Source organism: Novosphingobium fuchskuhlense (assembly GCF_001519075.1).
Taxonomy (GTDB): Bacteria; Pseudomonadota; Alphaproteobacteria; order Sphingomonadales; family Sphingomonadaceae; genus Novosphingobium; species Novosphingobium fuchskuhlense.
The window spans coordinates 75,890-87,111 of sequence record NZ_KQ954244.1 but is presented as its reverse complement, the minus strand read 5'-3'; the positions used below and the strand labels follow the sequence as shown (position 1 = coordinate 87,111).

General features: G+C 65.5%; 11 protein-coding genes. 6 read left to right on the top strand and 5 right to left on the bottom strand.

The window, feature by feature from the left end; all coding sequences use genetic code 11:
* Positions 1–189 precede the first annotated feature (189 nt).
* Positions 190–1,764, bottom strand: coding sequence for an aromatic ring-hydroxylating oxygenase subunit alpha (locus tag AQZ52_RS00410; protein ID WP_067906000.1), 1,575 nt, complete (start codon positions 1,762–1,764; stop codon positions 190–192).
* Positions 1,765–1,796: 32 nt separating this feature from the next.
* Positions 1,797–3,086 (bottom strand): spinster family MFS transporter, encoded by a 1,290-nt coding sequence (locus tag AQZ52_RS00405; RefSeq protein WP_156424726.1) that lies wholly within the window; start codon positions 3,084–3,086, stop codon positions 1,797–1,799.
* Positions 3,087–3,276: 190 nt separating this feature from the next.
* Between AQZ52_RS00405 and AQZ52_RS00400 the strand changes: the two genes are divergently transcribed.
* The 5 genes from AQZ52_RS00400 (at position 3,277) to AQZ52_RS00380 (ending at position 8,306) form a co-directional block, all read left to right on the top strand.
* Positions 3,277–3,666: a Zn-ribbon domain-containing OB-fold protein gene (locus AQZ52_RS00400; RefSeq protein ID WP_067905998.1), complete on the top strand. Its 390-nt coding sequence runs from the start codon at positions 3,277–3,279 to the stop codon at positions 3,664–3,666.
* Complete coding sequence (locus AQZ52_RS00395) at positions 3,663–4,811, top strand: thiolase family protein (RefSeq protein ID WP_067905997.1); 1,149 nt, start codon at positions 3,663–3,665, stop codon at positions 4,809–4,811. Before AQZ52_RS00400 ends, AQZ52_RS00395 begins: the two co-directional genes overlap by 4 nt.
* Positions 4,812–4,814: 3 nt before the next feature.
* Entirely contained in the window at positions 4,815–5,585 is a 771-nt protein-coding gene (locus AQZ52_RS00390; protein ID WP_067905996.1) for an SDR family NAD(P)-dependent oxidoreductase, read from the top strand.
* A gap of 63 nt (positions 5,586–5,648) precedes the next feature.
* Entirely contained in the window at positions 5,649–6,581 is a 933-nt protein-coding gene (locus AQZ52_RS00385) for an SDR family oxidoreductase (RefSeq protein WP_067905995.1), read from the top strand.
* A 117-nt stretch (positions 6,582–6,698) separates the two neighbouring features.
* Entirely contained in the window at positions 6,699–8,306 is a 1,608-nt protein-coding gene (locus tag AQZ52_RS00380) for a S10 family peptidase (protein ID WP_067905994.1), read from the top strand.
* Here AQZ52_RS00380 and AQZ52_RS00375 read toward each other — a convergent pair.
* The 3 genes from AQZ52_RS00375 to AQZ52_RS00365 are packed head-to-tail and all read right to left on the bottom strand — an operon-like array spanning position 8,303 to position 10,350.
* A complete protein-coding gene (locus tag AQZ52_RS00375) occupies positions 8,303–9,097 on the bottom strand; it encodes a sugar phosphate isomerase/epimerase family protein (RefSeq protein WP_067909102.1) in 795 nt (264 codons plus the stop codon). The two genes, AQZ52_RS00380 and AQZ52_RS00375, sit on opposite strands and share 4 nt — an antisense overlap.
* A 14-nt stretch (positions 9,098–9,111) precedes the next feature.
* A complete protein-coding gene (locus tag AQZ52_RS00370) occupies positions 9,112–9,855 on the bottom strand; it encodes a glucose 1-dehydrogenase (protein WP_067905993.1) in 744 nt (247 codons plus the stop codon).
* A gap of 30 nt (positions 9,856–9,885) precedes the next feature.
* The gene (locus tag AQZ52_RS00365) at positions 9,886–10,350 is read right to left on the bottom strand and encodes a nuclear transport factor 2 family protein (RefSeq protein WP_067905992.1); all 465 of its coding nucleotides are present in this window, start codon (positions 10,348–10,350) and stop codon (positions 9,886–9,888) included.
* A gap of 88 nt (positions 10,351–10,438) precedes the next feature.
* Between AQZ52_RS00365 and AQZ52_RS00360 the strand changes: the two genes are divergently transcribed.
* Positions 10,439–11,209, top strand: coding sequence for an SDR family oxidoreductase (locus AQZ52_RS00360; RefSeq protein WP_067905991.1), 771 nt, complete (start codon positions 10,439–10,441; stop codon positions 11,207–11,209).
* Positions 11,210–11,222 lie beyond the last annotated feature (13 nt).

The following is an 11,222-nucleotide window of genomic DNA, read 5'->3' as shown; positions in this document are numbered from 1 at the left end:
GGTGCGAGGGGCGAACGGCAACTATCAGAAATAGGGACGCGAGGTCGGTTTTTGTGCGCGGTGTGACTGCAAAAACGCACGGATTCCGTAGGGGCATAAGCAGCGATACCGTGCCGCGCCGCAGGTCCGGCCCCGCCTCCTTCTCAGCCTCCTGGCCGGCTGTGGATGCGTGAGGGACGGGCGGGGGGATCAGCGGCTTTTCGGCGCGGTTTCGCTATCCAGCCAGCGGTTCAGCTTCTCGTGGAAATCGCGGATCTTGCTTTCCTGATAGCTCGCGAAGATCACCTCGCCCTTGGGATGGTTGTGCAGTCCCTTCTGCACGGCGGCGTGGTTCAGGCCGTCCTGATTGAAGATCTTGTTGAGATAGCTGCCGAACTCGGTCGCCTTGGTGTAGTCGTCCTCGAGATCAAGGAAGGTGCACTTGGCCGGTGCCGGGCGCTCCTCGCCCTCGGGCACCTGCACCATGTACATCACCTCGTGGAGCGACTGCTCGGGATTGTCCCCGTCCGGCCGGAAACGGTAGAAGATCGGGTTGAAATCCGCCCAGGGGTGGAGGTTGGGGAATACCGAATAGAAAATCGCGTCGATCATGTCGGCGTCGCTGAACCCGTCGATCGCGTCGCCCCATTGCGGGCGCAGCAGCTCGCGCCGGTCGCGCGCGGCATCCGCGCGGAAATCGGCAGACGATGCGCCGGCAAAGCGGGTGGGCATATTTTCCTCACCTGGTGCGATCTTGCCGCCGATCCAGTTGCACATGTGCGCGTCGGCGCTGACAACCTCGCCTTCCACATGCGCGCCGGTCATGTCGAACAGGCCGGTCTTGCCATCGGGGCGTGTCACCTCGACGCGGTTCTCCTCGATGCGGCGATAGACGTGGCCTGAAAGCGGATGGCGGAAGCTGGTGAAGGCCTGGCCCTCCGGAAAGGCCGAGGGATCGGGCGCATCGAGATCGGTGTGCGCGCTCGGCGGGCCAGAGGCGGACATGGCGCGGCTGATGTTCGGCCAGACGTCGTACTTCGAGCCGGTATCGAGGAACATCGGCAGCAGTTCGGGGTGTGTGCCGACGACGTGGTAGGATTCCATGAAGGCTTCCTGCGCTACCTTCCAGTTGCACGGCAGGCGCTTCACCATGTGCGCGGCCTTGTACCGGCGCTTGAACGGCAGCGAGAAGTGCCGGTCGATATCGCCGAGAAAATCGGCGAGCGGCTCGGCATCCGGATCGGGGTTGATGAACACGAACCCGCCCCAGTGGCCGACCGAGACGGCGGGGAGGGCATATTCCTCTTCTGTCACGCTGGGGAAATCCCAGTGGCTGGGCACTTCCTTGAGCTTGCCATCAAGGTGCCAAGACCAGCCGTGGAACGGGCAGCGCAGCACCTTGAGGCCTTTGCGATGCGCCTCGCACAATTGGCGCCCGCGGTGGAGGCAGGCGTTGGGGAAGGCCTTGACCGCGCCCGGGCCGTCACCCGGGGCATTGCGGACCACGATGAAGGAGAGCCCGGCGATCTCGTAGACATGGGTGTCGCCGACATTGGGGATGTCGTCCTCGTGGCAGGCCATCTGCCACACGCGCTTCCACAGCCGCTCGACTTCGCGCTCGTGCTCTTGCCGGCTCCAGTAGCGGTGCGTGGCGACCTTGGTGACCCCGCCGGGATAGGGCGAATCCTCAAGATAGACGGCCGGCGGCGGAACGGTGTCCGCCCTGATCACGTCGTTGTAGGTCACGCCGGCTGTGCGGTCGTGCCCGGTCTTGGTTTCCACCATGTGTCCGCTCTCCCTTGGACTTGGGCGTCAGTCTACGCCTGCGAAGAGCCCGGGCCATTCATCATTTTGAGGGGGCCCCTCGCCATGCCGCTGGCCGCCACGAGGTAGAACAGCACAGCCGGGACCGCGAAGGCGGCGCTGACGTCGATCACGGCCCAGGTGAGCGCCTTGGTCCCGAACAGGGGGGTAAGGCTGGTGCTGGCATAGCCGATGAGGAAGAGGCCGAGCGCCTGGCCGATGAGGTTGTTGAAGATCATCGCGACCGCCATCGCCATCGCGCGCTCGTCGGGCCGCACGGCGAGCTGGATCAGCGAAACGGTGGGCGCCTGCGCGGTGAGGAAGACAAGGTAGCCGCACGAGAACAGGCCAAGGAACGTCCAGAAATTCGTGCTCTGGAGCGCCGCAAGATAGATCGGCAGGCAGCCCAGCGTCGCGATCGCCGGGAGCCACGCGCGCCAGCGCCCGTCGCGCTGCACCAGCCAGTCCGTGAGGTAGCCGCCCAGCAGCGGCCCCGGAATGCCGCCAAGCACGAAGGCGAGGCCGAGGTAGAAGCCGACATCGGCCGTCGAAACGTGAAACCCTCGCAGCATGATCGCCGCCAGCCAGGTGGCAAAGCCGTAGCCGGTCACGATCATGCAGCCGAAAGCCAGCGAGCCTGCAAGGAAAACACGGTTGGCGCAAAGCGCGCGAATGCCGGTGAACCAGGCGATCAGGCCTTTGCCGAGGCTGACCTTGTCCGGGATCGGGCGGCCGCCGGGTTCCTGCACCGTCAGGAAGACGAACAGCGCGAAGAGAATGCCCGGTATGCCCAGCAGCAGGAAAGTCATCCGCCAGCCGACCGCATGGGCCAGCACGCCGCCGAGAATGAGCCCCGCTGCCGTGCCGAGCGTGGGGCCGAGAAAATAGATTCCCATCGCCCGGCCTAGTTCGTGGCCCTTGAATGTCTGCGTGAGGAGCGAGGTGCCGGCGGGTCCGCTCCCTGATTCGCCGATGCCCACGCCCATGCGCGCCAGAAAGAAGGTCCAGAAACCGGTCGCAAGGCCGCAACACGCCGTCATCAGGCTCCATGTGGCGATGGCGAGGGCAATGATCAGCGGTCGGCTCATCCGGTCGGCCAGCCATGCGATCGGCAGGCCGCACACGACATAGAGCACGGTGAAGGCAAAGCCGGTGATGAGGCCGATCTGCGTGTCGCTCAGCGCGAAGGCATGCTTGATGTCTTCGAGCATGATCGAGAGGATCAGCCGGTCGGCAATGTTCAGCATCCCGCCGAAGGTGATCACGGCGAGGACGAAATGGCGGTAGTGGCGATGCTCTCCCAAGACGCCCGCTCCCTTGTTATGACACAGGGCTAAGCATTCGCGGGGGCGGGGGCGACTAACACAAAGGGGGAGGCCTCCGGCAGGCTGCCTAGCATTTTCGCGTGTCGTCGCCCCCAGGCTTTGGTGCCACGATACCTTGCAATGACGGGGGGCCGGGGAATGCCGGCCTGACCCTCTCGGGAAAGGTTATATGGCGCAGCTTGAGCCGATTGCAGAGAACCTGTGGACCAATGAAGCCGAGCCGGCGCTGATCGGCGGGCGGCTCCCGAACGGCAAGATCGTCTTCCCCTATCCCAGCGGCGATGCGGCGGAAGGCGTCGAGCCTTACCGGCTTTCGCGCAAGGGCACGCTGTGGTCGTGGACCCGGCAGGACTTCCAGCCCAAGGAACCCTTCGAGGGGCCGGAACCGTTCCAGCCCTATCTCCTCGGCTATGTCGAGCTGCCCGGCGAGGTGATCGTCGAGACGCGGATCGTCGATTGCGTGCTGGAGGATCTGAAGCTCGGCATGCCGATGGAATTCGTGGTCGCACCGTTCGATGCGACCCGTGCGACTTATGCGTTTCGTCCGGAGAAAGCGTGATGGAAGACGTCTATATCATCGGGGCGGGCATCCACCCCTTCGGCCGCACTGACGGGCGCTCGGGCCGCGATCAGGGCGTCTTTGCGGTGCGGCAGGCCATGGCCGATGCCGGCATCGAATGGACCGACGTCGGCTGCGCCTATGGCGGTTCGGCGGCGGCGGGCAGTGCGGATATCATGGTCAACGAGTTGGGCCTCACCGGCCTGCCGTTCATCAACGTGGCCAATGGCTGCGCGACGGGCGGCTCTGCGCTCGCCTCCGCGCGCAACGCCATCGCGGCGGGCGAGTTCGACGTGGCGCTCGCGGTCGGCTTCGACAAGCACCCGCGCGGCGCGTTCAATGCCAAGCCCCGCGATTATGGCCTGCCCGAATGGTACGGCCAGACCGGCATGATGCTGACGACGCAGTTCTTCGCGCTCAAGATCCAGCGCTACATGCAGCTCTACGGCATCAGCCGCGAGACGCTGGGCCGCGTCGCCGAAAAGGCGTTTCGCAACGGCGTCCACGCCGATCACGCGTGGCGGCGTTCGCCGGTCGATCTGGAAACGATCCTGAACTCCCCGATGGTCAACGATCCGCTGACCAAATACATGTTCTGCGCGCCGGCTGAAGGCGCGGTGGCGCTGATCCTCGCCAGCGGCAAGAAGGTGCGCGAACTGGGCGCGGACGCGGTCAAGATCGCCAGTGTTGCCGTCCGCACCCGCCCGCCGGGCTCGTTCGAGGTCTTCGCCCCCTCGGTCGATATCGACAACGGCGGCAAGCCCACGATCCTCGCGTCCAAGGCGGCGTTCGAGCAGGCCGGGATCGGGCCGGAGGACATCTCGGTCGCCCAGTTGCAGGATACTGAATCCGGAGCCGAGATCATGCACATGGCCGAAAACGGCTTCTGCAAGGATGGCGATCAGGAACAGTGGCTGCGCGAGGGACGCACCGAGATCACCGGCAGCTTGCCGGTGAATACGGACGGTGGCTGCCTTGCCTGCGGCGAACCGATCGGCGCTTCGGGCCTCCGGCAGGTCTATGAAAACACCGTGCAGCTGCGCGGCCGCGGCGGCGGACGGCAGGTGCCCGGGAGGCCCAAGGCGGCCTACAGCCACGTGTATGGCGCGCCCGGCCTGTCCGGCGTCTGCATCCTGGAGCGCTGAGCAATGGGCAAGATGACGGGCAAGGTCGCCCTGATTTCGGGCGGCGCGGAAGGGATCGGCGGTACGGTTGCCGAACTGTTCGTGGCCGAAGGCGGCAGCGTGATGCTGGGCGACCTGCAGCTGGACAAGGCCAAGGCCCACGCCGCAAAGCTCGGCCCCAATGCCGATGCCGTGCAGCTCGATGTGCGCGATCTGGCGCAGTGGGAGGCGGCCGTCGCGGCGACCCTGGCCCGCTTCGGCAAGCTCACCACGCTGTGTAACATCGCCGGCATTTCCGAACCCGGAAACACCGTCGACGTCGATCTCGACAGCTGGCACCGCCACATCGACATCAACCTGACGGGCTCGTTCTATGGCTGCCGCGCCGCCATTCCGGCGCTCGCGGCATCAGGCGAGAACGCGACGATCGTCAACATCGGCTCGATGCTGGCGCACCGCGCGGCGGGCAATATGGCGGCCTATTGCGCGTCCAAGGCGGGCGTCACCCACCTCACCAAGACCGTGGCGCTCGATTGCGCCGAGCGCGGCCTCAAGATCCGCGCCAACACCGTGCATCCCGGCGCGATCCGCACCCCGATGTACAACCGCTACCTCAACGCCGGCGGCGCCACGCCCGATGAGATCGAGGCGGTGATGGCCTCCGCACACCCGATGGGCCGCGTGGGCGAACCGGACGAAGTGGCGCGTGCGATCCTGTTTTTGAGCTGCGAGGATTCGAGCTTCACCAGCGGAACCGACCTCAATGTCGACGGAGCCAGCGCAATCCGCAGCTAGGCCCGCCAATTCCGGCTGCACCGGTCAAAGAGCCGGGCAGCCTCACCAAAGGAGAGATGCGAAATGGCACTGGTATCCGTCGTGGGCGCAACTGGCCGGCAAGGGCTGGCGCAAGTACGCCAGCTTGTCGCTGCAGGGCATCAGGTCCGCGCCCTGTCGCGCAACGAGAAGCCCGATCTCGGGCCGACCAACGCCGATATCGAAACCCGCGTGATCGATCTCTACGACCGCAAGACCTACACCAAGGCGCTCGAGGGCTCCGATGCGGTGTTCTACAACCACCCGCTGCAGCTCAGGGATTCCCGTGCCGAACTCGCCGGCTGGATCGGCGAGGCGGCCAAGGAAGTCGACGCCAAGCGCTTCGTCTGGAACACCTCGAGCTGGATCCCCGACAAGCCCGGCGATGCCTTCACCTATGCGGGCAACACCGCCGGCATCAACGCGCTGTTCCGCTCGGGCGTCCCCGCCACGGTGTTCGGCTCTGTGCTGTTCATGGACAACCTTCTGACCAACTGGGCGCGGCCGTTCATCATGCACGAGCGCCGCTATGTCTATCCGCACAAGCCGACGCTGGGCGCGAACTGGATCAGCCTCGACGACGTCGCCAAGATCATGATCCACGCGATGGACCGTCCGGACATGGAAGGCACCTGGATGAACATCGGCGGGCCGGAGCGCCTGCTGCCGCCGCAGGTCGCGCAGATCCTCTCGGACCACTTCGGCCACACCATCAAGTACGATCCCTGCACGCCCGAAGAGTTCGGCGATCTCCTTGTGAAGGCGCTGGGCGATTCCATGCCCGAGGCCGAACGCAAACCGTTCTCGGCGGGCATTGCCGCCTTCTACAACTACAACAACAACGCCCCGACCAAGCCCTTCGAGGTCAACACCGAGGCGATGATGGAGCGCCTGCCGGGGATCGAGCTCGAAACGCTGGCGCAGTGGGTGGCCCGGCAGGACTGGTCCGACACCGCGCACCGGCCTTCAGCGGGGTGATCCCTGCCGGGAAGGCGCGTCGTTTTTTGCACGCACTTCCCATTCCCTCTGCTGGACAAGGAACCGGCGCGATGCAAACCATCGCGCCGGTTTCCTTTTGACGGATGAGGCGCTTTCATGCGGTTGCTTCGGGGTATTTCTGCGCTGGCTTTGGCATTCGGACTGAGCACAGCGGCGCTGGCGGCGGACAAGCCCATCGATGCGGCGAAGCCCGCCGAAACGGCCAAGGCGGCACCCACTGCGCTGTTCCTGCCGGAGGAAGTGGCGAGCGAAGGTTCGGTCACCGTGCGGGGCGCGCGGATCGACTACAAGGCCGTCGCCGGCACGCTGGTCGTCCATCCCAAGGGCTGGGACGATGCGGCAAAGCCAAAGGCCGATGCCACCGGCGACGAGGCGCCCGCCGAAGCCTCGATGTTCTATACCGCCTATTTCAAGAAGGGCGCGCCCGCAGCGGATCGGCCGATCCTGTTCGTCTTCAATGGCGGGCCGGGCTCCTCCACCGTGTGGCTCCACATGGGTGCCTTCGGCCCGCGCCGGGTGGTGACGGCAGACGGCAGCCATACCGCGCCCGCGCCCTACAAGGTGGTCGACAACGCAGACAGCCCGCTCGATGTGGCGGACCTCGTGTTCATCGATGCGCCGGGGGCGGGGTTCAGCCGGATCGCGGGCAAGGACAAGGAAAAGGCATTCTACGGCATCGATCAGGACGTCCATGCCTTTGCCGATTTCATCAAGCAATTCCTCAGCAAGTATCAGCGCTGGAATTCGCCGCGCTACCTCTTCGGTGAAAGCTACGGCACGCCGCGCGCGGTGGCGCTGGCGGCGCGGTTGCAGAATGCGGATTCGGTCGATCTCAACGGGATCATGCTGCTGTCGGTAACGCTCGCGTTCGATTTCTGGGCCGATGCACCGCAGTGGAACCCGGGCAACGACCTGCCCTACATCGTTTCCCTGCCGACCTATGCGGCAACGACCTGGTACCATGAGCGCGTGCCCGGCGGGCGCCCCGGGGCGCTGGAGCCGTTCCTTGCGGAGGCCGAGCGCTTTGCCACCGGCGATTATGCCGCGGCCCTGATCGAGGGGAACGACCTTCCTGCGACGCGCAGGCAGGCGATTGCCGAGAAGCTCTCGCGCTATACCGGCCTTACGCCCGCCTACATCCTGCGCTCGAACCTCAGGGTCAATCTCGGCCAGTTCAATCGCAACCTGATGGACGAAACCGGGCAGACCGTGGGCCGGCTCGACACGCGCTTTGCCGGCCCGAGCCTCGATGGGCTCAGCCGCGAGGCCGAATACGATCCGCAGTCCACCGCGATCAGCTCGGCCTATGTCTCCGCCTTCAACGACTATGCGCGAGCGACGCTGCGCTATGGCGCCGGCAAGGCGTTCAAGCTGTTTGCCGATGTCGGCGATTGGGACATGAAGCACACCCCGCCGGGTGCCGGCAGCGCTGTCGAAGGCGCGGCCAATGTCCTGCCCGACCTCGCCTTCACGATGAAGACCAATCCGACGCTGCGGGTGCTGGTGCTGGGCGGCTACTACGACACCGCGACGCCCTATTTCGAGGGGCGCTTCCAGATGCGCCACTTGCCCGTGCCCGAGGCGCTGCGCGGGAACATCTCGTACAAGTACTACCCGTCAGGCCACATGGTCTATGCCCACGAGGAATCGCTGAAGGCGCTGCACGATGATGTGGCGGCGTTCGTGAAGGGGCGGGGGAACTAACCCGCGTTCGCCGCCAGCCACCGCCGCGTCGCCGCCGCAACCGCCTTCGCGCGGTCGGCGGGATCGGTGCAGGCCTCGCGCAGGGCCTTGGAGCGCAGTTCGATGCTCAGCGGTATCCCGGGCGGCAACGCGCGGTACATCGCGGTGAGCGGCAGCGCGCCCTCGCCGCATTGCTCTCTGAGGTCGATGGCATCCTCGATGATCGCCGGGAAGTCGGCCGGATCGGGGCGCTTGGCCGGCGCATCGCAGAACTGCGCATAGGGCAGCAGGTCGCGCGGGACCTTGGCAAGATCGCCCACCGGGCTCAGCGAGCGGTCGACGTGGATCGGGTCGATCAGCAGCGCCCGCAGCGGGTGGCCCACCTGTTCGACTACGCTGAGCGCCATCGCGAGGGTCTTCACTTCGGTGAAGATGCCGAACTCCAGCGCGACCCGCATGCCCGATCCTTCGGCGTGGACGCACAGTTCGTGCAGCCGCGCGGCGGTCTGGCCCATGTCGGGGTCGGAGGAAACGCACAGCACGTTCCGGGCCCCCAATTCCGCGCCGACATCGATGACCTTCCGGTGGAGTGCCATGTCGCTGCCGGGCTGGATCCAGATCACTTCGACATCGAGCAGCGGCAGCCCCGTGTCCGCCAGCGCGGTGCGGGCCTCGCGCGTCTTCGTGTCCGTCCATTCGCCGGGCTCGACCCACAGGCCGGTCATGTCGAATCCGCCGGCATGAGCCGCGCGGATCGTTTCGACCGGGCCGAATTCGGGGACGATGCCCGAGGCGAAGGAGATCGGGTTCATCAGATCGACCACCCCTAGATCGAGCTGCCGCCGTCGATGCGGAATTCCGCGCCGGTGGTGAAGGTCGATTCGTCCGAGGCGAGGTAGACCGCGATGGCGGCGATTTCCTCCGGCGTGCCGATGCGGCCGATGGGGTGGACAGCGACCCAGCCGGCATAGACCTCATCCGGATTGGGGACCTGCGCCAGCACCTTGTCGAGGATCGGGGTGCGGATCACGCCCGGGTGGATCGAGTTGCAGCGGATGTTGTAGCCGCTCTTGCCGCAATGTTCGGCGATCGACTTGGTCATGATCGCCACGGCCGCCTTGGCGCCGTTGTAGGCAACAAGATCGGCGCTCGCCTTGATCCCGGCGAGCGAGGACATGTTGATGATCGAGCCGCCCCCGGTGCCCTTCATCTTGGCCACTGCATACTTGCAGCCGAGGAACACGCCGACGACGTCGATCTCGAACTCATGGCGCAGCTGTTCGAGCGTGACCTGCTCGATGTTGCCCGCGGTGGTGATGCCGGCGTTGTTGATCACGCAGTCGAGTGTCTCGATCCCGGCAAAGGCGGCAGCCCAGTCTACTTCCTGCGTCACGTCGAGGTGGATGTAGCGGGCGTTCGCGCCCAGCTCCGCTGCCAGCGCCTCGCCGTTCGCGTCATCGATATCCGCGATCACGACCGATGCACCTTCCGCGACGAAGCGCGTTGCCATGGCGGCGCCAAGGCCAGAGGAACCCCCGGTGATAAGGGCGGTCTTGCCGTTCAGTCGCATCAAGTTATCTCCCATAATCTTGCTTGTTTTTCAGATGTTCGCAGGATCGAAACGTTCCCAGTCATGGTAGGCCTGCCGCCGCACGATGATCCATTTGCCGTCGCGCTTTTCGAAGCGGTCGCAGTAGCGGCCCGCAACAATCCAGTCGGTCGCCTTGCCGCCGGTCGGCACCGGCGTTCCTTCGGTGTGGCCGGCCTCGATCAGATGGTAGGCTACGAAATTGGCTTCGGTTTCGGCGCTCAGGCCATCCTCGGCGAAAGCGAAGTGCATGTTGCCGATGGTGTGGTGGGTCGCCGGAATGGTGCTCAGCACGGCGCTCGCCATCCGCACGAAATCGTCCGCCGAACCCTCGATGGTCGCATGCTTGTGAACATGATCATCGGCAAAGCACGAACGCACCAGCGCCCAGTCGCGCCGGTCGATTCCCTTGCAGTAGCGGTGGAGCACATCGCGCATCTCCTCGCGCGCCAGCAGCTCGTCCATCGTCACCGCCACGGCCCTACCCCTCTCTTTTGCTAGTAACGTCTGCCTAGCATCCGGGGTGAATTGGTGGGAACTTGCATAATTGAGAGGAAGAGCGGGTATGGGCAGGCTGGCAGGCAAGGTCGCGATCATCACCGGCGCGGCCAAGGGCCTCGGCGAGGCGGACGCGCGCATGTTCGTGCGCGAAGGCGCGCGGGTGATCCTGACCGACGTGGACCGCGAAAACGGGGAGCGGGTCGCGGCCGAGCTCGGCGAGATGGCCGAGTTCCGCTATCTCGATGTGCGGCACGATGCGGAATGGAAGGTGCTGGTCGACGACGTGGTCGCGCGGCACGGCAAGCTCGATATTCTCGTCAACAACGCGGGTGTGGTCGAACTCGGCGATATCGAGACGCAGACCGAGAAGGACTACCGCTTCATCATGGCCGTCAGCGCGGACGGCACCTGGTTCGGCTGCCAGCATGCGGTGCGGGTGATGAAGGAAACGGGTGGCGGCTCGATCATCAACATGGCCTCGATCGCCTCGGTGCAGGGCGAAAGCGCGGTGGCCGCATATTGCGCAGCTAAGGGCGCGGTAGAGGGGCTGACGCGGGCGGTCGCGGTGCACTGCGCGAAGCAGGGCTACAGCATCCGCTGCAATTCGATCCACCCTGCCGGGATCCTCACCCCGATGGTGATGGAAGTGGGCCGGCAAGCGGCGCTGATGCGCGGCGCGGAAGAGGCGCTGAACAGCGGCCCGCTGGTCAAGCTCGGCGAGCCCGACGACATTGCCTACACGGTGGTGTTCCTCGCCTCGGACGAAAGCAAGTTCATCAACGGCGCGGCGATCCGTGTCGACGATGCACGATCAGTGATTGCAGGAAATCCCTGAATTTCTGGGCCTG